The organism is Shewanella litorisediminis (genome assembly GCF_016834455.1).
GTDB lineage: Bacteria > Pseudomonadota > Gammaproteobacteria > Enterobacterales > Shewanellaceae > Shewanella > Shewanella litorisediminis.
This window is the reverse complement of sequence record NZ_CP069213.1, coordinates 2,516,067-2,538,912: the sequence shown is the minus strand read 5'-3', so window position 1 is coordinate 2,538,912 and position 22,846 is coordinate 2,516,067. Positions and strand designations below refer to the sequence as shown.

General features: G+C 54.3%; 17 protein-coding genes and 1 pseudogene. 15 read left to right on the top strand and 3 right to left on the bottom strand.

Annotation, left to right across the window (positions count from 1 at the left end):
* Nucleotides 1-174 precede the first annotated feature (174 nt).
* A complete protein-coding gene (locus JQC75_RS11085; RefSeq protein ID WP_203324165.1) occupies nt 175-2,964 on the bottom strand; it encodes an insulinase family protein in 2,790 nt (929 codons plus the stop codon).
* 165 nt (nt 2,965-3,129) lie between these two features.
* Between JQC75_RS11085 and sixA the strand changes: the two genes are divergently transcribed.
* Nucleotides 3,130-3,600 (top strand): phosphohistidine phosphatase SixA, encoded by a 471-nt coding sequence (gene sixA / locus JQC75_RS11080; RefSeq protein ID WP_203324164.1) that lies wholly within the window; start codon nt 3,130-3,132, stop codon nt 3,598-3,600.
* A 153-nt stretch (nt 3,601-3,753) separates the two neighbouring features.
* Here the strand turns inward: sixA and smrB are convergent, their stop codons facing one another.
* Complete coding sequence (gene smrB / locus JQC75_RS11075) at nt 3,754-4,284, bottom strand: endonuclease SmrB (RefSeq protein ID WP_203324163.1); 531 nt, start codon at nt 4,282-4,284, stop codon at nt 3,754-3,756.
* Nucleotides 4,285-4,363: 79 nt separating this feature from the next.
* Here smrB and prmB point away from each other — a divergent pair, with 79 nt between their 5' ends.
* The 5 genes from prmB to JQC75_RS11050 all read left to right on the top strand — a co-directional run bounded on the left by prmB (nt 4,364) and on the right by JQC75_RS11050 (nt 9,152).
* The gene (gene prmB, locus JQC75_RS11070; RefSeq protein ID WP_203324162.1) at nt 4,364-5,308 is read left to right on the top strand and encodes a 50S ribosomal protein L3 N(5)-glutamine methyltransferase; all 945 of its coding nucleotides are present in this window, start codon (nt 4,364-4,366) and stop codon (nt 5,306-5,308) included.
* A 73-nt stretch (nt 5,309-5,381) separates the two neighbouring features.
* Nucleotides 5,382-6,479 carry a chorismate synthase gene (gene aroC / locus JQC75_RS11065; protein WP_203324161.1) on the top strand — a complete coding sequence of 366 codons (1,098 nt, stop codon included), beginning with the start codon at nt 5,382-5,384 and terminating at the stop codon, nt 6,477-6,479.
* A gap of 26 nt (nt 6,480-6,505) precedes the next feature.
* On the top strand, nt 6,506-7,657 hold the full coding sequence (locus JQC75_RS11060; protein ID WP_203327203.1) for an MFS transporter: 1,152 nt from the start codon (nt 6,506-6,508) through the stop codon (nt 7,655-7,657).
* A gap of 103 nt (nt 7,658-7,760) precedes the next feature.
* Nucleotides 7,761-8,885: an ATP-NAD kinase family protein gene (locus JQC75_RS11055; RefSeq protein WP_203324160.1), complete on the top strand. Its 1,125-nt coding sequence runs from the start codon at nt 7,761-7,763 to the stop codon at nt 8,883-8,885.
* Between the two features lie 3 nt (nt 8,886-8,888).
* Nucleotides 8,889-9,152, top strand: a complete 264-nt coding sequence (locus tag JQC75_RS11050) for a YfcL family protein (RefSeq protein WP_203324159.1) — start codon at nt 8,889-8,891, stop codon at nt 9,150-9,152.
* Nucleotides 9,153-9,291: 139 nt separating this feature from the next.
* Here the strand turns inward: JQC75_RS11050 and mnmC1 are convergent.
* Nucleotides 9,292-10,500 (bottom strand): annotated as a pseudogene (gene mnmC1 / locus JQC75_RS11045) (FAD-dependent 5-carboxymethylaminomethyl-2-thiouridine(34) oxidoreductase MnmC1); the annotation flags it as partial.
* A gap of 697 nt (nt 10,501-11,197) precedes the next feature.
* Here mnmC1 and fabB point away from each other — a divergent pair.
* The 9 genes from fabB to purF all read left to right on the top strand — a co-directional run bounded on the left by fabB (nt 11,198) and on the right by purF (nt 22,753).
* Entirely contained in the window at nt 11,198-12,409 is a 1,212-nt protein-coding gene (gene fabB, locus JQC75_RS11040) for a beta-ketoacyl-ACP synthase I (RefSeq protein ID WP_203324157.1), read from the top strand.
* A 121-nt stretch (nt 12,410-12,530) separates the two neighbouring features.
* On the top strand, nt 12,531-13,658 hold the full coding sequence (locus JQC75_RS11035; protein WP_203324156.1) for a 4-phosphoerythronate dehydrogenase: 1,128 nt from the start codon (nt 12,531-12,533) through the stop codon (nt 13,656-13,658).
* A 5-nt stretch (nt 13,659-13,663) separates the two neighbouring features.
* Complete coding sequence (locus JQC75_RS11030) at nt 13,664-14,680, top strand: aspartate-semialdehyde dehydrogenase (protein WP_203324155.1); 1,017 nt, start codon at nt 13,664-13,666, stop codon at nt 14,678-14,680.
* A 178-nt stretch (nt 14,681-14,858) separates the two neighbouring features.
* Nucleotides 14,859-17,648, top strand: coding sequence for a FimV/HubP family polar landmark protein (locus JQC75_RS11025; RefSeq protein ID WP_203324154.1), 2,790 nt, complete (start codon nt 14,859-14,861; stop codon nt 17,646-17,648).
* Nucleotides 17,649-17,767: 119 nt separating this feature from the next.
* Complete coding sequence (gene truA / locus JQC75_RS11020; RefSeq protein ID WP_203324153.1) at nt 17,768-18,553, top strand: tRNA pseudouridine(38-40) synthase TruA; 786 nt, start codon at nt 17,768-17,770, stop codon at nt 18,551-18,553.
* Between the two features lie 95 nt (nt 18,554-18,648).
* Complete coding sequence (folC, locus tag JQC75_RS11015; protein WP_203324152.1) at nt 18,649-19,914, top strand: bifunctional tetrahydrofolate synthase/dihydrofolate synthase; 1,266 nt, start codon at nt 18,649-18,651, stop codon at nt 19,912-19,914.
* A gap of 12 nt (nt 19,915-19,926) precedes the next feature.
* The gene (gene dedD, locus JQC75_RS11010; protein ID WP_203324151.1) at nt 19,927-20,601 is read left to right on the top strand and encodes a cell division protein DedD; all 675 of its coding nucleotides are present in this window, start codon (nt 19,927-19,929) and stop codon (nt 20,599-20,601) included.
* 104 nt (nt 20,602-20,705) lie between these two features.
* A complete protein-coding gene (locus JQC75_RS11005; RefSeq protein WP_011760260.1) occupies nt 20,706-21,194 on the top strand; it encodes a CvpA family protein in 489 nt (162 codons plus the stop codon).
* 44 nt (nt 21,195-21,238) lie between these two features.
* Nucleotides 21,239-22,753, top strand: a complete 1,515-nt coding sequence (purF, locus tag JQC75_RS11000; RefSeq protein ID WP_203324150.1) for an amidophosphoribosyltransferase — start codon at nt 21,239-21,241, stop codon at nt 22,751-22,753.
* Nucleotides 22,754-22,846 lie beyond the last annotated feature (93 nt).

Sequence of the window (22,846 nt, the reverse complement as noted above, 5' to 3'; positions counted from 1 at the left end):
ATCCGCTCGCAGAACTCTGCTAAAACAGATGTGTAGGAGGCTCATTTGTCAGAGTCCTCCCGCAGTTTTCCGTCTCCACAGGCTTTGGGCTGGTAGTTTCCTGGTTAGTGCACTGTCGGCTCATCAGTGACTTAGTTCAGTATTGACGGTTCAGACTTATAAAGCGCACTCCTTTTAAAGGTGAAATTTGTCCGAGTGCAGCTTAAATGTCCGTAAATCCGTGATCATCTTGTCTGAGGTTAAGGCTTGCAGGTGCCTGTGTTGTTCACCTGTGCTGAACAGTACCAATCGATCGCAGTGCTTGGTGCGCATCCGCTGCATCATGAATTTAATCAAGTCGGCACGGGTCAGCTTTTCGATTTCAGCCACCACCAATTCCCGTTGATTAAAGCCATAGTCCTTGTTTCCGATGCTCGCCCAATAGCGTTGCCCTCGGGTTTTAAGGTTGGCATCGTGTTCCATGACTTGATTGATGAGCCCCATTTTGGTGGACTCCCACTGCTCTTTGGTGATTTGCATTACCGCGTAGCTGAAGTCGGCAATGAACTCGTCTATGGCTTCCAGCAGTTGTAAAGGTCCGGCGGATGGTGACTGGATGTAAAAAATCATTCCGGGATGGCGGTTAAGCGGCAAATAGCCGGTGCCGACCATATATCCAAGCTGTTGCTCGGTTCTCAGCTCATGGAAAAAGGTGGACGACATTGTATGGTTCATTAGCGCGAAAAGCGCCATTTTTTCAGGTGTTGCGCTTGGTGACTGGTAGTAGACAATAATGGCGCTATCCTGATGGCTGATATTGAGCTCTCGGAGCATGGTGCCTTTGCCTGTGAGGTTGACAAGCTCCCTGGCTGATTCACCACTCGGTGTGGAAACCAGCGACAGAATATGACTCAATCTGTGCGCAAGTGTTTGGGCTTCCTCAGTAAGCCAGTCGCCATATACCAGTCCTTCGAGGTAGATTTTCTCGTAAAATGCCCGAACATGTTCGTGCAAATCTTCCAGAGTGCATTCTTCCAGCATTTCTGCCATACGAAGTGGCTCATAGGAGCGGCGCTGCAGAGTCACTGTCAGGCTGGTAAACAGCTGAGAAATGGGCTTTGCCTGGGCTGCGTTGTACCAACTGCGAAGGAGCTGCCGTTTAATGACACTAAAACGTTCCTGCGTGAAATTACGTTCTCTGGCTTTACTGATAAGCAGCGAGAGTAAGGTCTCCTGATTGCCGGTAAAACCGCTTAAGTGCAGTGTCAAGCCGCCTTGATGGGGATAGATGTTGTAATTGAGGCCGGCGACTTCTGCGGGGTAGGTGTGTTCAGTGAGGTAGTCCAGCAGCATTTCTACATAGAGGCGGGTAAGGGCTGCGTGGCGGGGATCCTGGCTGGCTTGCTCTGAATCGAGTGACAAAAACAGATGCCCTTTGGGGACATTAAACTCGTCGTCCTTTTTATGCCACAGCCTGTAACCATTGGCCTCGGCAACCACGGTGGGAACTGGTGAGAGGCTTTTGTCTGGCCGAGCCTGTGCATCTTCAACGATAAAGGGGTTTGGTTCAGGCAGCTTAAGTCCATTGGTATCCCCTTTGGGGCGCCAGCGGCTAAGCTCTTGCTCTTGCAGTGGCCGGCATAAATAGGGTGTGTGATACCAATTGGCTTGCCGGTTGGTATCGATTTCCTGGCAGACCAATTGGACACGAAGGTTATTCAGCGACATCTGTGACAGCAGCGACTGGCACTCGTCAATGTTCAGCCCATCCATGCGATAGTCACCGAAAATCAAATCTTCAACGCAATAGTGATGCATGTTGATGGACAAGTGGCTCGCCAAATCAATGGCCTTGATTTGTTCCTGATAACGAAATGCCAGTCTGAGCAGGTTTGCTCGTTCGCGGTAACGCCATTCATCCAACCCTTGAGCCTTGATCATCTCCAGGTATTCAAAGGTCAGGCGAATAATATCGTCCAGTTTGCCAAGGCCCCTGTCAGTCAGCTGGAAGCTGATATTGTAATCTTTGAAGTTGTAACCATTCACACCGCCCCCAGCAGAGAGTTGATTTACCCAGCCTTTCTCTTTTAACAGTGCCTGCAGGCTGCCTTCGCTTTCATTACCCAAAAGATGACTTAAAAAGGTCAGGGGTTTATGGCGGTAAAACCTATCGATACCCGGCAGTGGGAAGGTCAACGTCAGGCGTTTTTGTTCCTTGAGCGGAATGGCCTGAACCCAGGTGCCGAGCTCGGCGTTGGTATATAGCGGAACATCGGGGTAGTGTTTTTTAAGCGCTGAATTTTTGATTGCGCTGAAATACTTTTGTGCCATGGCTTCGAGTGACACCAGTGACTCAGGTGAAACCAGGCATAAGGTCATCAGGTTGGCGCTGTAGTGAGTTTGGTAAAACTGCAACAGCTCTTCACGTAGCTCATCCTGATCCCCGCCAAGGGTATCAAGATTTCCGACGGAAAATTTAGAGAAGGGATGAGCCGGATTTACCGTTTCCTTATGCACCTGGTACATACGGCGAACATCATCTTTGAGTTTAAGACTGTATTCAGATTCAATGGCTTGCCGTTCCCTATCAACCAGTTCGCGGTTAAACGCGGGGGCGATAAAAAATTGGCTGAACCTGTCCAGGGACTCATCAAACACGTCGGCATTGATGGTATAGAAAAAATTAGTGTGCTCAGTGCCGGTCCAGGCATTGTTGCTGCCGCCATGCTGATTAATAAAGGCATGGTACTCGGCCGGGTCCGGGTATTTTTCGGTGCCCAGAAACAGCATGTGCTCTAAAAAGTGCGCCATACCGAGACGCGGTGCAGGATCGTCAAAGTGACCGACATTCACGGCCATGGATGCCGCCGCCTGACTTGCCTGTGGATCCGAAACCAGCAGTACCCTCAGCGCATTGTCGAGAACCAGATATTGGTATTGACGGTGATCATTGGGACTGGTGAGAGGGAACTGGTTGACTGGCAAGGCAAGTCTCCGTCGGCAAGGGTTCGTTATATATTGATAGGCAGACAGGTTTTTGGCAAACAATCCGTGGGACTGTCGACTAAAGATTAACGCTTTTTCAGTTTGTCCCAGTATCAATTCGGGCTACAATTGGCGCGAAATAACAATAGAGGCGGCAAAAGAAGTATGCAGCTATTTTTGATGAGGCACGGTGAGGCGGGTTATCAGGCCCAATCCGACAGAGACCGTACCCTTACCGATACCGGACGTTATCATACCCGGCTCATGAGTAACTTTTTAAATCGTCTTGTTACCGATTTTGATTTGGTGTTGGTCAGCCCTTATTTGAGAGCACAGCAGACCTGGCAGGAAGTGGCGACCCATTTCCCCGAGCCGCGCAAGTGGGTCACAGCGGATGATTTGGTGCCATCAGCCGATCCGGCCACGGCGGCGAGCCTCATCCTTGCCTATGCCGAGCAATACAAGGCGGATAAGGTGCTGGTGATTTCCCACATGCCTTTGCTGGGGTATCTGGTGAGCGAGTTGGTGGCCGGTACAGAGCCGCCGCTGTTTGCCACATCAGGCGTTTGCCTGTTGGATAAACACGCCGAACAATGCCATCAGGTGTGGATGCACAATCCCCACACCATCAGCTGAAATAGCGCCTCAATCTCAGACGGCGAGCTCTGACGGCCAGATTTTACCGAGAAACAAACAAGCAGCCCATTTGGCTGCTTGTTTGTTTTGGGCAAGGCAATCCTTCGATTGGGCTACATACTTTCAGCAAAGCGTTTCAGCAAAACGTGTCCGTTACCGCCGATGGGGTTGGTCGCCCAAGTCAATCAGCACCAGCAGAGCGGCGTCGCCGCCCCATTCTTTGGGCGCCTGATGAAAGCCCAGCACCTTGGGATGCTGGACAAGCCACAGGGGGATCTGTTGTTTCAGCACCCCAGTGCCATAGCCGTGCATCACACTGACACACTGGCACTGCTCGCGTATGGCCGCTTCAATCAGGGCAGCGAGTTCCAGTTTGGCTTCGGTCTGACGCATGCCATGCACATCCAAAATCAGATCCGGCACATAGTCACCGCGGCGCAGGCGCTTGAGCACCAGATTATCCGCATGGTCGGCTCGCCAGCGCATGGGGCCATCTACCGGCAGCAACGGCTGAAAGGTATCGGAAAAATAATGATTGGCCGCGAGCTGTGGCGCCTGCTCAGTGAGCTCGGCCTTGGTTTTCAGCGGCGTGCCAAAATGTTGTTTATCCTGGGTCAGAGGGCGAATGCCATCGACCAGCGCCTGAAAATCTTCCAGGCCTTCATGGGAGATAATCTTAGTCATGGGGCTATTTTATTGAATCCTGTGCCAAGAGAACAGAGTTCAGTTACAATGCCCGCAAACCTCAGAGCGGGAGCTTGTTTTGGATAAGATATTTGTTGATGAAGCCGTTACCGAGCTTCGCACCATTGGCGATATGCTGCGTTGGGCTGTAAGCCGTTTTAACGACGCCAAGGTGTATTACGGCCATGGTACCGACAACGCCTGGGACGAGGCAGTCGCGCTGGTATTCCATGCCTTGCACCTGCCAGACGACCTGGGCCGTGAAGTTATCAATGCCAACCTCACCAGCAGTGAAAAACACAAAATTGTTGAGCTCATTATCCGCCGGGTGCGTGAACGCCTGCCGGTGCCATATCTGACCAACCGCGCTTTCTTTGCCGGTCTTGAATTTTACGTGGATGAAAGGGTGCTGGTTCCGCGCTCTCCCATTGCAGAAATGATAGAAGACCGCTTTGGTCCATGGCTCTACAACAAGCATGTGAACCGTGTACTGGATTTGTGCACCGGCAGCGGCTGTATCGCCATCGCCTGTGCCCACACCTTTGAAGAAGCCGAAGTGGACGCGCTGGACATCAGTGAAGATGCGCTGGATGTCGCCCAGATTAACGTGGAGTCCCATGGTCTGGTAGAACGGGTGTTCCCAATGCAATCCGATCTCTTCTCGGCTATTCCCAAGGGGCCGCAGTACGATTTGATTGTGTCCAACCCGCCCTATGTGGATGAAGAAGACATCGGCGATATGCCGGACGAGTACCACCATGAGCCTGCTATTGGTCTGGCCTCCGGTCGTGATGGCCTGGACATCACCAAGCGCATTCTGGCCAACGCTGCCGACTATCTGACGCCGTCTGGCATCCTGGTGGTGGAGGTGGGCAACTCCATGGTACACCTGATGGAGCAGTTCCCCGAAGTGCCCTTTACCTGGGTGAGCTTCGAGCGTGGTGGCGATGGGGTATTCGTACTCACCCGCGACCAGCTAGTTGAAAATGAATCACTGTTCGCCATCTACAAAGATAGGGAATAATGGGGCAGCCCCGGAAGCGCCGGGGCAAGCCGCTGAGGTTACACATTAAACAGACAAGAGGATACGCGCGCGGATGTCGGGGAACAGCATAGGTCAGAATTTCGTGGTTACTACCTTTGGCGAAAGCCACGGGGTTGCACTCGGTTGCATTATCGATGGTTGCCCTCCGGGCCTCGAGCTTACCGAAGCTGATATGCAGCATGATCTTGACCGTCGCCGTCCGGGTACGTCCCGCTATACCACAGCGCGCCGCGAGCCGGACGAAGTGCGTATCCTGTCGGGTGTCTTTGAAGGCAAGACCACAGGTACCTCCATTGGTCTGATTATCGAAAACACCGACCAGCGCAGCCAGGACTACAGCAATATCAAAGATTTGTTCCGTCCGGGCCACGCCGATTACACCTATCAGCAGAAATACGGCCTGCGGGATTACCGCGGTGGCGGCCGTTCCTCTGCCCGTGAAACCGCCATGCGGGTTGCCGCAGGCGCCGTCGCCAAAAAGTACCTCAAGGCTGTTCATGGCATTGAGATCTACGGCTTCCTGTCCCAACTTGGCCCCATTGAGGCCGAGCAAATCGACCGCGAGCAGATTGAGCAAAACGCGTTTTTCTTCCCCGATGCCAGCAAGCTTGAGGCACTGGATGAGTATATGCGCGAGCTTAAAAAATCCGGCGATTCCATTGGCGCCAAGGTCAGCGTGATTGCCACCAATGTGCCTGTGGGCCTGGGCGAGCCTGTGTTTGACCGCCTCGACGCCGATATTGCCCACGCGCTGATGGGCATCAATGCCGTTAAGGGCGTGGAAATCGGTGATGGTTTCGCAGTCGTAACCCAAAAGGGCTCCGAGCATCGGGATCTGATGTCACCGGAAGGCTTTGCCAGTAACCATGCCGGCGGCGTGCTTGGCGGCATTTCATCAGGCCAGCCGATTGTGGCCCATATGGCGCTTAAGCCAACGTCCAGTATCAGCATTCCCGGCGAGAGCATGACAGTGCAGGGCAATACCGCTGAGGTGATCACCAAGGGCCGCCACGACCCTTGCGTGGGCATTCGCGCCGTGCCCATTGCCGAGGCGATGCTGGCGATTGTATTGATGGATCATCTGCTCAGACACCGTGCTCAAAACCAGAATGTGCACAGCCAAACCCCTGTGCTGGGGATGCGCTCTTAAGGAAAACCGTGTTCAAGACAGCACCCATGAGCGCCGAGGTTCAGCTACGCTGGCTCGGCGCCTGTTATTTCTTCTTCTTTGCGATACTCGGCGTCATGGTGCCTTACCTTGGCGTCTTCTTCGAATCCCGCGGCTTTAACGCCACCGAAATCGGTTCCCTGCTTGCCATATTAATGGCCACCCGCATCATAGCGCCCAACCTGTGGGCCATGGTCGCCGACAAAACCGGTATGCGCAGCGAGCTGATTAAAATCGGCGCCGGCGCGGGTGCGCTCACTTACTTAAGCTTTTTCCACCCGGGCGCCTTCTGGTACATGGTGGTCAGCCTTACCGTATACACCTTCTTTTGGAACGCGATTTTGGCGCAGCTTGAGGTAATAACCCTCGAGACCCTTGGTGATAAACCCCAGCGTTACGGCATTATCAGAAGCTTTGGCAGCCTGGGTTACATTGTGCTGGTGGTAGCGACAGGGTTTGCCATCGGTCAATGGGGCCCGGAAGTGCTGCCTTACATCGGTATGGGCCTCTTTGCCGGTATGCTGGCGGCTTGTCTGCCACTGCCTGCCAATAGGGTGAAAGTAAACCGTGATGCGCCCAAAGTGACTATCAAGTATGCCGGACCTATTGGCTGGTTTTTACTGTCGGCCATTTTGCTGCAAATGAGCGCTGGGCCCTTCTACGGCTTTTTTGTGCTGTATCTGAAAGATGCTGGCTACAGCGAGGCGACTGCGGGGCTCTTTGTCGCCCTTGGGGTGATTGCCGAAATCATTATGTTCATGCTGGCGCCAAGGCTTTTGGGTAAATACGGCATCAAGCCGCTGCTCTTTATCAGTATTTTATTCACGGCATTTCGATGGTTGATGATGGCATGGGGCGTGGAGAGCCTGTTCTGGCTATCCCTGAGCCAGCTTTTGCATGCCTTTACTTTCGGCCTGGTGCATGCGGCCTCCATTCAGTTTATTCACCAGCAGTTTGATGTGAGCCGTCGCAGCACGGGTCAGGCACTCTATGCCAGCCTCAGTTTTGGTGTGGGCGGCGCGCTTGGCACCTGGGTTTGTGGTTTGGTCTATAGCCACAACCCAAGCCTGTGCTGGGTGCTGGCTGCAGGCTTTGCCTTTGTGGCGGCGCTGCTGGTACTGCCGCTGCCGGGGCGCAGAGTAGAAGCTGCGGCGGTTTAACGGCAAGCAAAGCCAGAACAGAATACAAACGAAATCAGAATAAAATTGACGTCAGAACAAAAGCGACATCAGAACAAGAAGTACCCTAAGAAAGAGGAAAACCATGGCCAATAAGTTCAGATTGGGCCTGATTATTAACCCGCTTGCGGGCCTTGGCGGCAGCGTTGCCCTTAAAGGCAGTGACGGCGTGGCCGAAGAAGCGCTGGCCCGGGGGGCTGAGCCCAAGGCACATTTGCGGATGCGCGCTGCTCTTGAGCAGGTATTGCCCTATAAAGCGCGTTTTATCGTCCACACCGCCGCAGGCTCCATGGGTGAAGACCTTTGCCGCGAGCTCGGCTTTGAAGTGCAGGTGCATTATATCCCCAAGGGTGCACAGACTACCGCCGAGGATACCCGTGAGGCGGTGAAGGCGCTTGCCGGCGAGACGCTGGATTTACTGCTCTTTGCCGGTGGTGACGGCACCGCCCGGGATGTGTTTGCCGAAGTCGATGAGCAGCAGGTGGTGCTCGGAGTGCCAGCCGGGGTGAAAATCCATTCAGGGGTCTACGGTATTACCCCCAAAGCATCGGGTCTGGTGCTCAAGATGCTGATGCAGGGCGAGCTGGTGTCACTGATGAACGCCGATGTAATGGACATCGACGAAGAGGCCTTTCGTCAGGGCAGGGTGCGGGCCCGCCGTTTCGGCGAAATGTTGGTACCGGCCGAGCCCCGCTATGTGCAGGCGGTGAAGATGGGCGGCAAGGAAGTCGATGAGCTGGTGCTTGCCGATATCGCCGCCGAAATCGTTTCAGAGATGGACGACAGCCTTTACATCATGGGGTCCGGCAGTACAGTGGCGGCCGTGATGGAGGAGCTTGGTCTCGATAACACCCTGCTTGGGGTGGATTTGGTACAGGACCGTGCGCTTGTCGCCTCGGATCTGACGGCCCAGCAACTGCTGCAGCAGACTGAAAATCAGCGACTTAAACTGGTTATCACCCTGATTGGTGGCCAGGGGCATATCCTTGGCCGTGGTAATCAGCAGCTGTCGCCGGCGCTTATTCGCCGGGTAGGCAAAGAAAATATTTTGATTGTTGCCACCAAAACCAAGCTTAAAGCCCTTGAAGGGCGGCCGCTTATCGTGGATAGTGGCGACCCAGAGCTGGACCAGGCCTTGACTGGCTATTATCGGGTAGTGACAGGCTACCGCGACTATGTGATGTATCAGGTCGCAAATCCGACGGAGTAACAGATGTTTGAGAAATACGACACCGCCCTGGATAACTGGATTGAGGGCATTGTAGCGAGTGGCGACGATGACGCCCTGTTCGCCAGCGGCTATCTGCAGGGGCATTTTGCTGTGGCATTGGCCGAACTTGAAACCGAAGGCTGCATCGATAATGCGCTTCTGGACAGCAAGATGGAAAAGTGCCTCGAGACTGCCCGTGAGGAGCTGTCCGACGCCGACTATGCGCTGGTGGAAGCTGCCTGGGCTCAGCTGCGCGGCCAGTTTTAACTCCTAAAGTCGCAAGGCATCGAATACGAAGTCGCAAGGCATCGAGTACGAAAAAGGCAGGTTAACCCTGCCTTTTTGCTTTTCTAAAGTAACGGTTTCTCAGCCCCCATTACCGCATTTCTCTTCACCTCACTTAAGATCAGTCCAGCGCCTTGCCCTTTTTGAGCTTTCTAAGCCACATGCGATTGGGGTTTAAGGCTTCCATCACACTGCTGTCGAGTACAGGCACTGTACCTGAGAGGCTGTCAGCCAGGCACTCGGCAATCAATGGGCCGCTGGATAAGCCCCGGGAGCCAAGGCCTGAGAAGATGTAGAGACCGGGATGCACAGGTGCGTCGTGGCTTTGCCAGTACCGGGCCCCCTTGGGCCCGTGGCCGACCGCCAGATACTGGCGCTGAATTTCGGCCACATCCGGCGCGGCGCCCGCCATAGGCAGGTGATCGCGGCTCACCATGCGAACGCCCGCTCGGGCGCTTTGGCCGCTGATATCCAAATCATTCACCCAGTCTTTGCCGGGATAGCTTTCCTGCATCTTGTGCAGGTTTTCCTGCTGCTCCTGCTCGCGATACTCGGCAGAAGTATCGCCGCGCACATAACTTGCGCCCATGCAGTGGCTGCCACTGCTCTCGTCGCCGGGCGTGAAATAACCATGGGCGCAAAGCACGGTTTTAAGCTCGCCAAGCTTGCCCTGGGTCGGCACATGGCTCACCTGACCGCGAAAGGGCGCGAGCTGCAGCGCCTGGGTTTGTGTAAGTTCCGTTACCCTGTGGCCGGTGGCCAGCACCAGTTCCCGGGCATCAATGTCGCCTGCCTGTGTGTGAAGGCGCCAGCGCTCGTCAGTGCGCTCAATCGCGGTGATGTTCACATCGAAATGGCACTCGAGCCCCAGTTTCTTTGCTTCAGCAATCGCAGCTTCACAGAGTTTGGCCGGTGACACCCAGCCGCCGTGGGGGTAGTAAATGCCGCCCTTGTCGATGGCCAGTCCGGCGATGTGATTTGCCCGAGCGGCATCGACCCTGACGGCCACTTCTTGGGGCCAGGTTTTACCCAAAAGTTTTTCGATGCGCTCGGCGGCGCGCTCATCATGACCGGTTTGCAGCACGCCGCAAAAATCAAAGGGCAGGGGATGGTGGGCGAGGGACTCGACAAAGCGTTTGGCATACAAAAATGCCGGCACAAACAGCCGGGTCAGGTGATCGTCTTCCGGGGTCAGAAGCGGATAAATGGCGCCCTGGCGATTACCGGAGGCGCCCATGCCGGGGGCGCTGTCGGCGCAGTAGAGAGTTACCCTGTGGCCGCGGCGAAGCAGCGACAGCGCAAGGCTTGCCCCTGCCACGCCGGCACCGAGGATGCTGATGTCTCTTGGCTTGAAAGGCGCTTTGGCTGAAGGTGCTGTCGAAAAGGAAGGCTCAGTATCGCCAATCAGGATGCTGTGCTGGTGCACAAGTCGCAAAGCGGCACGTTCAAATGGCCCTTGGGGATTAATAAGCACATCGACGCTTGCTGATGGCAGCGCTGCGAGCGCGGCAGATACGTCTTGCTGGCAAAGGTAAAAGTCGAGCCAGGTGTTGTCATCAATATGAAACCTTTGTCCGCCCTTAATATGGCTTGCGGCCATGGCAAAGGTGGCCAGGGGGTGAGCAGGATCATGGGCCAGTGCCTGAAGCTCTGGCTCATTCTTTAGCAGTATGATGATCTGTAATGGCTTTTTAGCCGTATGCTGTATGCTGGTCTTCGAGGCGTTGCTTTGGTTGCCAGTATTTGGCTGGCTTGTTCGCACCGCAGCGAGCAGCCATTGCCAAAGCAGCGGCTCTGGAAGGGCTTCAAACAGCACAACACAGGGGCCTTCTGGCAGGGGCAGTGAAGATGGCAAGGCCATATCGATGGCAAAAAACTCGGGCATGGGCTTAAAAAAATTTACTCAATGTCGCGAAATTGGCAATATTTTACCGCCCTTTATGGAAAGCTGACCACTTAAAAGCGCCAAAGGCGATACTATTGGCGCACTAAAATTGGTACTCCCAGTACGGAATGGATAGTAAAACATGAAAAGAGTCGTTATCACCGGCATTGGCATCGTTTCCAGTATCGGTAACAACAAACAAGAAGTGACCGAATCACTCAAGGCCGGACGCAGCGGTATTACCCATTCCGCTCAGTTTGAAGAGATGCAGCTTCGCAGCCACGTGTGGGGCGATATCAAGCTGGATCCCGCTGAGCATATTGACAGAAAAGCACTGCGCTTCATGGGCGATGCAGCCGCCTATGCTTACCTCGCCATGCAGGAAGCCATCAGCGATGCTGGCCTGACCGAAGAGCAGTATTCCAACCCACGCGTGGGCCTGGTAGTGGGCACTGGCGGTGCCTCATCCTCCAACCAGGTACAGGCGGCCGACACCCTGCGTGAGAAGGGTGTGAAGCGTGTTGGTCCTTACATTGTGCCTCGTATCATGGCTTCTACCGCCTCAGCTTGTTTGGCGACCCCATTCAAAATCAAAGGCTTTAACTACTCCATCAGCTCTGCCTGTGCCACCTCTGCCCACTGTATCGGCCACGCTGCTGAGCTTATCCAAATGGGTAAGCAGGACATGGTATTTGCCGGTGGTGCCGAAGAGCTGGACTGGACTCTGACCATGGGCTTCGACGCCATGGGCGCCCTGTCTACCAAGTACAACGAAACCCCTGAAAAAGCCTCACGCACCTATGATGCAGACCGCGACGGTTTTGTTATCTCCGGTGGCGGCGGTATCGTGATTGTTGAAGAGCTGGAGCATGCGCTGGCCCGTGGTGCCAAGATCTATGCCGAAGTGATTGGTTATGGTGCCTCTTCAGACGGTTACGACATGGTTGCCCCAAGCGGTGAAGGCGCGATGCGCTGTATGCAGATGGCACTGACCGATGTGGACACACCAATCGACTACATCAATACCCACGGTACTTCTACCCCAGTGGGCGATGTGCGCGAGCTGGAAGCTATCCGCGAAGTCTTTAAAGACAAGGTTCCACCTATCGCCTCAACCAAGTCGCTGACGGGCCACGCCCTGGGCGCAGCCGGTGTGCACGAGGCCATCTACAGCCTGCTGATGATGGAAAATGGGTTTATCGCCGCCTCTGCCAACGTTGACAACGTTGACCCTCAGGCTGCTGACATGCCAATCGTGACCCACTGCCGCGATGCTGACCTCACCACAGTGATGAGCAACAGCTTCGGTTTCGGCGGCACCAACGCCACGCTGGTGATGCGCAAGTACCGCTAAACGTCAACGTTAATTTCATTTGCGACCACAGTTTTCGCAAAATCAAAAGGGAAGCCAGGCTTCCCTTTTTTATTGTCTGTTACAATCCGCCCCAATCGCCAGAAAAGGAAAGCCGACAGAGATGAAAATTATTGCGGATGAGAATATGCCCTATGTGGACTCACTCTTCGGGGAGCTTGGGGAAATTGAATACGTCAATGGTCGCACGCTGACACCCGAACAAGTTGCCGATGCCGATGTGCTCTTGGTGCGCTCGGTGACCCAGGTCAATGAAGCGCTGGTTTCCCAAAACCAACAGCTTAAGTTTGTTGGCAGCGCCACCATAGGGACAGACCACGTGGACAAAGCCCTTTTGGCAAGCCGGGGGATACCCTTTAGTAATGCGCCCGGGTGCAATGCCACTGCCGTTGGTGAATATGCCTTTATCGCCATGCTGGAGCTGGCGCAGCGCTATCAGCAGCCACTGAAAAATAAAAGAGTCGCGATAATAGGCGCAGGAAACACAGGTTCCGCCACGGCGCGTTGCCTTCAAGCCTATGGCGTGGAGTATCGGCTGTGTGACCCTTTGTTGGCCGAGCAAGGCGACAGTCGCCAATTTTTCGACCTCGATGAGCTGATTGCCTGGGCGGATGTGATAAGCCTGCATGTGCCAATCACCAAAGAGGGCGACTTTCCCACCTGGTATTTGTTCGACCAGAAAAGGCTGGAAGCGCTTAAACCCGATGCCTGGCTGCTCAATTGCTGCCGGGGCGAGGTGATAGACAATCGCGCGCTTATCGACGTAAAGCAAAAACGCGACGATATCAAACTGGTGCTGGATGTATGGGAAGGGGAGCCCAGCCCCATGTTGGCGCTGGTGCCGCTGGTGGATATTGCCACGCCGCACATTGCCGGCTACAGCCTCGAAGGTAAGGCCAGAGGCACCTTTATGCTCTATGAAGCGCTTTGCCGGGTAGTGGGAATCGCCGCCGACAAAAAGCTCGACAGCCTGCTGCCATCCTTCTTTTTGGACGTGATAAATGTGCATGAAGTGGCCGATGAGAGAGCGCTCCTGACCCTCTGCCGGGCGGTATACGATCTGCGGGATGATGATGTGCGTTTCCGCCAAAGTGGAACGGACAGACTCGGATTTGACAAAATGAGAAAAAATCACCGTCACAGACGTGAATTCAGCGCCCTCAAGCTGGAAAATGCTAAGGGATCTGAGGTAAATTGGTTGTCCTTTTTGGGTTTTTCTAACGTCGGTTGAGTATTATGTCGCAGGAATTTAATGTCGTAGTTTTGGGTGCATCGGGCGCAGTGGGTCAGACCATGATCGAGATCCTCGAAGAGCGCAATTTCCCCGTTGCCAATCTGTTCCCCCTGGCCAGTGCCCGCAGCGCCGGTGAAACCGTAAGCTTCAACGGTAAACAGGTGGAAATTCTTGACGTTGAAACCTTTGACTGGTCACAGGCTCAAATTGGTTTCTTCTCAGCCGGTGGTGATGTGTCTGCCAAGTGGGCACCCATTGCCGCCGAGCACGGCTGCGTGGTTATCGACAACACCTCACACTTCCGCTATGACCTGGATATCCCGCTGGTTGTACCCGAAGTAAACCCAGAGGCCATTGCCGATTTCCGTAACCGTAACATCATTGCCAACCCCAACTGCTCGACCATCCAGATGTTGGTGGCACTGAAGCCCATTTATGATGCCTACGGAATCGATCGCATCAACGTGTGCACCTATCAGTCGGTGTCAGGCACCGGCAAGAAGGCCATCGAAGAGCTGGCCGGACAGTGTGCCAAGCTGCTCCAGGGACTGCCGATCGAGCCGAGTGTTTATCCAAAGCAGATAGCCTTTAACGTGCTGCCACACATCGATAAATTCCAGGACAATGGTTACACCAAGGAAGAGATGAAGATGGTGTGGGAAACCCGCAAGATCTTCGGCGACGATTCCATTCTGGTTAACCCAACCGCCGTGCGTGTGCCTGTGTTTTATGGCCACTCTGAAGCCGTGCACATTGAAACCCGCGACCCGGTGGATGCCGACACCGTGAAGGCGCTGCTGCGTGATGCTCCCGGTGTGGTGCTCTTTGAAGACGACGATGATTACCCAACCGCCGTCACCGACGGTGCCGGCCAGGATCCCGTTTTCGTAGGCCGCGTGCGCAACGACATCTCTCACCCCAACGGGATTAACCTGTGGGTGGTGTCGGATAACATCCGTAAAGGCGCCGCATTAAACAGCGTACAAATTGGTGAAATTCTGATCCGCGATTATCTGTAAAAATACACCGAAGTCGCTGACTTTGTTGAAAAAGCCCGCAATGAGCGGGCTTTTTTTGTTTTACATTTGTGAACAGTAGCAGGGCTTGGAAATCTGGTTTATAGTAATCTCAATAAATACAATTGCCTAAAGCAAGTCGTCATCGGGCGTACCTTGAGCGCTTGAAAGGGATTAATTGATGAACTTTCGTACCTCCTATCTCGTGGGTTTCCTGGCTTCAGTTCTGGCCGTATCCACCATTCCCCAGTTCTCCGAAGTCAGAGCTGCAGAGCCGCTCAAAATTACCGGTCCGGACGGGCAAAGCCGTGAAGCCCAGTCTCGTCAGTATGGCCCAACCACTGTGCAGGATACTTTCTGGAGCATTGCCCAAAAAGTGCGTCCGGATAACAGTGTCAGTGTCTATCAGGTGATGGCGGCGATTTACGATGCCAATCCCCATGCCTTCAGCGGCGCCAATTACAATACCCTCGAAAAAGGCATGATACTGCTCATCCCCTCCAAAGAGGTGATGCTGGCCATTCCCAAAAATCTGGCGCAGCAAAGGGCTCTGGAGCAAGACAGGGCATGGCGTAGCGGCAAGGTAGAACCCAAGCCGGCGGCAGCCAAGCCCGCCAGTGCCAAGCCTGTCGCACCGGAAGAGCCCAAAGTTGTTGCCCAAACACCCAAGGTTGAGACCAAACCTGCCCCCGTACCCGCGGTAGACCCCAAGCTGGTTGAAGAAAATCAGGCCCTGTCGGCAGAAATCAGTCGACTGACCGAAGAGCTCAATGTCCGCAAAAACGACGTTGAATCACTGAGTACTCAGGTAGAGCAGCTCACCGAAGAAGTGCAAACCCTGAAAGCGAATCTGGCAGCCATTACCGAAGAGTCAGATGTGCTCAAGGCGGAAAACAAGACACTGAAACAGGCTCAGGCGCTGGCTGAGGTTGAAGCCAATAAGCCCGGCGATCTGTGGCGCAGTCTGATGGACAGCCCATTGATGCTGGTACTTGGTGCTGTAGTGCCCGCCTTGCTGATTTTAATGGCCGTTTGGCTGTTCCTGCGTCGTCGCCGGGCTGCCGGTGATGGCGAAGTGGGCGAAACGCCCAGAGCTGCCGACGCATCACTGCCAGCGGCTGCTGCCGTGGGGGCCGCTGCTGTGGCTGCCTCCGCCGACGAAGAAGAAATGGCCATCCGCCTGGATGCAGAAGAAGAGGAATCTCTGGATTCTTTGCTGGACATGGGCAATGTGGATCTGGCGCCAGAAACCTTACCTGAAGAAGCGTCTGAAGATCTCTTCGTCGAGCAAGTTGATGATTTTGCAGATGATGGCCAGTCTCTTGACGACCTGTGGGCCGAGGCCATGGGCGAGCAGGAAGACGGTGAGCAGGGCGCAGAGATTGAAGCCGATTTGGATGCCTTGATGGCAGGTTTTGACGCCGAAGAACCAGCAAAGGCAGCAAAAGACGATGAGGATTTGGATGCGCTGCTTGCCGGATTTGATGCGCCAGAGGAAGAAAGCATCTCTGCCGATGAACCTTTGGCTGAAGAAGATGAACTGAGCAATGCCATCGCAGCTGAGCTTGAGGCTGAACTGGCTGAAACTAGCGATACCGTCAGTGATGAAGACCTTGATGCGCTGCTGGCGGGCTTTAATGCTCCCGCTGATGAAACCGCTGACATCGCCGATGCAGATAAAGAAGACTTAACAGATGCCATCGCCGCCGAGCTCGAGTCTGAATTGACGGTAAATGATGACATCAGCAGCGATGAGGATTTGGATGCGCTGTTGGCGGGTTTTGATGCCCCTGCCGCGGGTGATGACATCCCGGAAGCAGCGATAACGTCACCATCGGATGACCTGGACACAGATCTGTCTGATGCGATTGCCGCTGAGCTTGAAGGTGAAATTGCAACCGAAGCCGACACCGAAGAAGATCTTGATGCGCTGCTCGCAGGCTTTGCATCAGAAGGCGACGCTAAAGACTTGGATGGGCGTGAAGAGGCGGCAGATGAGGTCTTGGCGCCCCAAGACAATCTCAGCCTGGCCGATGATGCCTTTGCCAACGTGCTGGAAACTGAGATTTCCCTGGCTGAGGAAGGCAGTGATGAGGATCTGAGTGCCCTCCTTGCAGACTTCGATAAGGAGGAAGAAGCGCCGCTTGAGGATATTACAGCGGGTCTTGGTGACGAGCTGCCTCTTAGCGATGAAGATGAAGATCTTGATTCTTTGCTCGCGGGTTTCGACAAAGAGGATGAGAACGGACTTGAAGACGCGGCCCTTGCAGCGGCTGCGGTTGCTACGGCGGCCTCGGTCAGTGCGGCCAAGTCAGAGTCTGGCAAGGCGTCTGAAAAGGGACAAACAGATGCCGATCCGGTTGCTGTATCGGCCAGAGACTCCGGCTTCTTTGATGATCTTAAGGGTAAAAAAGGTGCTGCCAGCAGCAATATGCTGGAGTGGGAGAGTGTCACCCCGGCCGATGCCAAAACGCCTTCTTTGGACGTGAGTGATGATGAACTCCTGTCGGCCTTTGCCGCAGAACATGACGACTCAGATGACGACGCCTTTGTGCTGGATGTGGATGCTGACCACAGCATGACAGTGGATGAAGCACTGGCGGCACTGGACGCCAGCGAAAAATCCAAGCGTCAGGCCAAGGTGGAAATGGATGCAGACCTCAGTAATTTCCAGAAAGAGAACGGTTTTATCGATATCGATAAGCTGCTCAATGATGCCGATGATACCGAGCCTGAACCCTATCGCGAGCTGGACATGGACATAGGTGAAGTCGAAAGCCTGATTGGTGACACTGCCATGGTCGATGTGGATGACGAGGAAAACTCGGTTAACGCCAAGTTGGACCTGGCCCGTGCTTACATCGAAATTGACGACAAAGACAGTGCCAAAGCCCTGCTCAAAGAAGTGGAAATGGACGGTAATGAGCGGCAGAAACAGGAAGCGGCCGACTTATTGCAGGACATAGGCTGAGTCAGCCTTATACATCATAAAAACGGCGCCCCGAGCGCCGTTTTTTTATGCCCTCGATGAACTGCGAATGTGGTAATATCGCGGCGCTTTATCGATTTTGACTGGCAGGAAATTTAAAAATGCGCATTGCTCTTGGGATTGAATACGACGGCAGCAAGTTTTATGGCTGGCAGCGTCAGGCTGAGGTGAACTCGGTACAGGCTGAGCTTGAGAGGGCGCTTTCCATTGTGGCCAACGAACCCATAGAAGTGCAATGTGCAGGTCGCACCGACGCGGGGGTGCACGCCACCGGTCAGGTGGTGCATTTCGATACCAACGCAGTAAGAAAGGAAGGCGCCTGGACGCTGGGAGTGAATGTACACCTGCCGGATGAGATTGCGGTTCGCTGGGCCATGCCGGTGAGTGATGATTTCCACGCCCGTTTTTCTGCCACCGCCCGCCGTTATCGTTACGTGATTTTCAACCATAATTTCCGCCCCGGTATTTTGCGCAAGGGCGTGAGCCATTATCACGGTGATATTGATGTCCAGCGGATGCATGATGCCGCACAGGCGCTTTTGGGCGAGCGGGACTTTACCAGTTTCCGTGCCATTGGCTGCCAGTCCAATACGCCGTTTCGCAACGTGCACAAGGTCAGCGTAAGTCGCCATGGCATGTACATAGTGGTGGATATTCAGGCCAATGCCTTCTTACATCATATGGTGCGTAATATCGTCGGCTCGCTGCTTGAAATCGGTCTTGGCAATCAGCCGCTGGATTGGATGGCGACCTTGCTTGATGCAAAAGACCGAACCCAGGCCGCGGCTACAGCCAAACCCCACGGACTTTATTTGGTGGATGTGACCTATCCCGACAGTTTTGGCTTACCCAAACTGTCCCTCGGGCCACTTTTTATGCCAGACTGAGGCTCCTGCGACATTCACTCAAAAGAAAGTGACAGTAAGAACGAGCGATAGCCACAACAACTGAACGCCCAATTCAGTGGAGCAAGGATAAGTTTATGACTCAGGAACATGCCATCCCCCCAGCCTCAGGCGCTCCCCTTGGCGAGTGGTTGGATTACTTGCTTGCCATTCACCCCACCGAGATTGATATGGGCTTGACTCGGGTCACTCAGGTGGCGCAGCGCTTGGGGGTCAAGTCACTCGAAGGCACCCTGGTTGTCACCGTTGGTGGCACCAACGGCAAGGGCAGTACCTGTGCCATGCTGGAAAACATTCTGCGCCGCGCCGGTTACCGTGTTGGGGTATACAGCTCGCCCCATATCCTTCACTACAACGAACGTATCCGTATCAACGGTGTGGATGCTGCCGATGCCGACATCATTCACGCATTCGAGCGCATTGAAGCGGCGAGGGCAGACATTTCGCTGACCTTCTTTGAGTTTGCCACCCTGGCGGGGCTATTGCTGTTTAAGCAGGCCAGATTGGATGTGGCCATTTTAGAGGTGGGTCTCGGTGGCCGCCTGGATGCCACCAATCTGGTGGACGCCGATATTGCCGTGGTAACCTCGGTGGATCTCGACCATCAGGCATATCTTGGCAACACCCGCGAATCAGTGGGACGGGAAAAGGCCGGTATTTTCCGCGCTGGGCGGCCTGCTGTTGTTGGGGAGCCGGATATGCCTGCAACGGTAGCCGAGGTGGCAAATCACTGTGGTGCCTTGCTGTATCGGGTGGGTCAGGATTTTCAGTATCAGCGTGAAGATGCATTCTGGTCCTATCAGGGTAAGCAGCGTAGCCTCACCAAGATGCCGTTGCCACAGTTGCCGCTCCCCAATGCCGCCACCGTCATTGCCGCCTGCGAAGCCATTGGCGAACGTCTGAGCTTGTCTGACGATGTTCTGGTTGAGGGTATTGCCACAGCGCGCCTTGCCGGCCGGCTGGAGGAACTCAGCCAATCGCCGTTGGTGATAGCCGATGTGGCCCATAACCCCCATGCGGCGCGCTTCCTAAAGTCTGAGCTTGTCCGCTGGCCGGGTAAACGTGTGCTCGCGCTCTGCGGCATGCTCAAAGACAAAGACTACCGCGAAGTGCTGAATATCATGCACCCGGCGGTGGCTGTCTGGTATCTGGTGACACTGGAAGGTGAGCGTGGCACCCGCGCTGATGAACTTGCCAGTGCGTTACCGCCGGGTGCACAGGCCAATACTTTCGACAGTATGCAGGAAGCCCGTGAGGCGATACTGAAGGATGCAGGCGAGGGGGATGTGGTAATTGTGTTTGGTTCTTTTTACACTGTATCCGGATTTAAATCATTAGCTTAAAGGGAAGCCATTTTGTCCAGTCAGTTTCAAAACCGTTTGGTTGGCACCGTTGTGATGGTGGCCTTGGGAGTGATTTTTTTGCCTGACTTATTGGATGGCAAAAAAGACCGGGTGCAGGAAGAATTCGCCGAGATCCCGTTACGGCCCCAAACTCAGGTAATGAATACACCGGAGGAAAGCTTCAAGGTGGAAGAGCTGGGCAGTCTGGAGCTTTCTTCTCAGGATGCTGACACTGTTCTCGAATCGTCAGAGGTGCAAGGGGCCATGGAGACCGGCAACAAGCCAGCGTCTCAGTCGGCGGAAGACAAGGTGCCTCAAGCCGAAACACAAGGTCAAACATCAGCTCAAACAGCCAAGGTAAGCGACAAGCCCAAAGAGGAGCCTGTGGTTGCCAAAGCAGTGACGCCTCAGCCCAAAGTCGAGCCCAAAGCGGCGCAGCAAGCCGCCTGGACCTTGCAGCTCGGCGCCTTCAGCAACGCCGGTAATGTGGATGCGCTGGTGAAAAAACTGCGCAGTGCCGGCTTCAAAGCCTATACAGTGCCCACCAAGCCCGTTGATGGCAGTCTTACCAAGGTGTTTGTTGGGCCTGACGTGTCCCAGGCCAAAATTGAACGCCTCAAAACCGAGGTGGAAGCGCTCACTCAACTCAAGGGTAAGGTCATTGCCTACAATCCGCTGGAGCGCTGAGCCAATCGCCCCCGTGGGATTTATTTCGGTAACGGGGGTGAGAATCTCGTCACTCTCTGGTAGAATCGCGCCGATTCGAAAAGCCACCCGGAAAACGACCTTCCATGGTTTGGATTGATTACGCCATTATTTTTATTATCGGACTGTCTACCCTTATCAGTCTGATCCGCGGCTTCGCCAAAGAAGCCATGTCTTTGCTGGTGTGGTTTGCCGCCTTTTTTGTCGCCAGCCAATTCTATGAAGATCTCGCCGTTCACCTGACTCAGTTGCAGGACGAAATGCTTCGTAACGGCGTGGCGATTGCTATTCTCTTTGTGACCACCCTGATCCTCGGTGCCCTGGTGAACTACATCCTGGGGCAACTGGTGGCTAAAACCGGTTTATCGGGCACCGACAGACTCCTGGGTCTGTGTTTCGGTGCCTTGCGCGGCGCACTGATTGTCAGTGCGATTTTGTTTTTCATGGATGCCTTTACCGGCGCTCCCAACACCCCCTGGTGGAAGGAGTCCCGACTGGTGCCCGAATTCGGGGTTGTGATCCAGTGGTTCTTCCACTATCTGGAAAACACCTCAAGCTTCGTACCCAAAATATAAAAATTAGCTAAACAACAGAACATCTTAAAAGAGGACACTCTCCCATGTGTGGTATCGTCGGAATAGTTGGCCATTCCTCGGTTAATCAGACCATCTACGACGCACTGACAGTGCTTCAACACCGTGGTCAGGATGCAGCCGGGATAGTCACGGTAGACAATGACGCGTTCAGGCTCCGTAAGGCTAACGGACTGGTGCGTGATGTGTTTGAACCCAAACACATGCAGCGCCTGCAGGGTAACGCCGGTATCGGCCATGTGCGTTATCCCACCGCCGGGAGCTCCAGCTCCTCAGAAGCCCAGCCTTTTTACGTTAACTCGCCTTTTGGTATTTCTCTGGCCCATAACGGCAACCTGACCAACACTCAGGATCTGTCGGCTCGCCTCAAGCAGCAGCGTCGACACGTGAACACCACGTCGGATTCTGAAGTGTTGCTGAACCTGCTCGCCGATGAGCTGCAGCAAGTGCAGAGCGCCCATCTGAGCGCCGATCAGGTGTTTGATGCCGTGGCCAAGGTGCACGCTCAAACCCGTGGTGCTTATGCGGTAGTGGCCATGATTGTTGGCGAAGGTCTGGTGGCTTTCCGTGACCCCAATGGCATTCGCCCGCTGGTGCTCGGTAAAAATGAGACCGCCACCGGCACAGAGTACATGGTGGCCTCAGAGAGTGTGGCCCTGGATGCCGTGGGTTTTGAAGTGATCCGCGATGTTGCACCGGGCGAAGCCGTATACGTCACCCTCGACGGTCAGCTGTTTACCCGTCAGTGCGCCGAAGCGCCTCTGTACTCTCCCTGTATTTTCGAGTTTGTTTACTTTGCCCGTCCAGACTCCACCATCGACAAGGTGTCTGTCTACGCCAGCCGCGTAAACATGGGCGCCAAACTGGGCGAGAAAATCAAGAAAGAATGGTACGACAACGACATCGATGTGGTTATCCCCATTCCTGAGACCTCCTGTGATATCGCACTGGAAATCGCCCGTGTGATGGACTTGCCTTATCGTCAGGGCTTTGTAAAGAACCGCTACATTGGCCGTACCTTTATCATGCCCGGTCAGCAGGAGCGTAAGAAGTCAGTACGCCGTAAGCTCAATGCCATCAACACCGAGTTTAAAGGCAAAAATGTGCTCCTGGTGGACGACTCTATCGTGCGTGGTACTACCTCAGAGCAGATCATCGAGATGGCCCGCGAAGCCGGTGCCAAGAAGGTGTATTTTGCCTCTGCAGCGCCTGAAATTCGTTTCCCCAACGTGTATGGCATCGACATGCCCACTTCCAATGAGCTCATTGCCCACGGACGTGATGCGGATGAGATCGCCAAACTGATTGGTGCCGACGGTATTATCTTCCAGGACCTGCCGGATCTGGTTGAAGCCGTGCGTATGGAAAACCCTGAGATCAAGCGCTTTGAAACATCCGTATTTGATGGTGATTACATCACAGGCGATGTGACTCAGGCGTACCTCGACCACCTCACCCAGCTGAGAAACGATGATGCCAAGGCCAATCGTAACAGCGACGTGGGCACTAACCTTGAGCTGCACAACGTGTGTCATCCCTAATCCTCTTACGGATAAAGAGGGTTTGATAACACTTCACGGCTAATCAAAACCAGCACTCAGGTGCTGGTTTTTGTTTTCAAGGATTCGGTAAGT

Bases quoted from the DNA above. Each gene is read 5' to 3' on its own strand.
- sixA (WP_203324164.1), top strand. From the start codon at position 3,130: ATGCAGCTATTTTTGATGAGGCACGGTGAGGCGGGTTATCAGGCCCAA.
- smrB (WP_203324163.1), bottom strand. From the start codon at position 4,284: ATGACTAAGATTATCTCCCATGAAGGCCTGGAAGATTTTCAGGCGCTG.
- aroC (WP_203324161.1), top strand. From the start codon at position 5,382: ATGTCGGGGAACAGCATAGGTCAGAATTTCGTGGTTACTACCTTTGGC.
- JQC75_RS11060 (WP_203327203.1), top strand. From the start codon at position 6,506: ATGAGCGCCGAGGTTCAGCTACGCTGGCTCGGCGCCTGTTATTTCTTC.
- JQC75_RS11055 (WP_203324160.1), top strand. From the start codon at position 7,761: ATGGCCAATAAGTTCAGATTGGGCCTGATTATTAACCCGCTTGCGGGC.
- JQC75_RS11050 (WP_203324159.1), top strand. From the start codon at position 8,889: ATGTTTGAGAAATACGACACCGCCCTGGATAACTGGATTGAGGGCATT.
- fabB (WP_203324157.1), top strand. From the start codon at position 11,198: ATGAAAAGAGTCGTTATCACCGGCATTGGCATCGTTTCCAGTATCGGT.
- JQC75_RS11035 (WP_203324156.1), top strand. From the start codon at position 12,531: ATGAAAATTATTGCGGATGAGAATATGCCCTATGTGGACTCACTCTTC.
- JQC75_RS11030 (WP_203324155.1), top strand. From the start codon at position 13,664: ATGTCGCAGGAATTTAATGTCGTAGTTTTGGGTGCATCGGGCGCAGTG.
- JQC75_RS11025 (WP_203324154.1), top strand. From the start codon at position 14,859: ATGAACTTTCGTACCTCCTATCTCGTGGGTTTCCTGGCTTCAGTTCTG.
- truA (WP_203324153.1), top strand. From the start codon at position 17,768: ATGCGCATTGCTCTTGGGATTGAATACGACGGCAGCAAGTTTTATGGC.
- folC (WP_203324152.1), top strand. From the start codon at position 18,649: ATGACTCAGGAACATGCCATCCCCCCAGCCTCAGGCGCTCCCCTTGGC.
- JQC75_RS11005 (WP_011760260.1), top strand. From the start codon at position 20,706: ATGGTTTGGATTGATTACGCCATTATTTTTATTATCGGACTGTCTACC.
- purF (WP_203324150.1), top strand. From the start codon at position 21,239: ATGTGTGGTATCGTCGGAATAGTTGGCCATTCCTCGGTTAATCAGACC.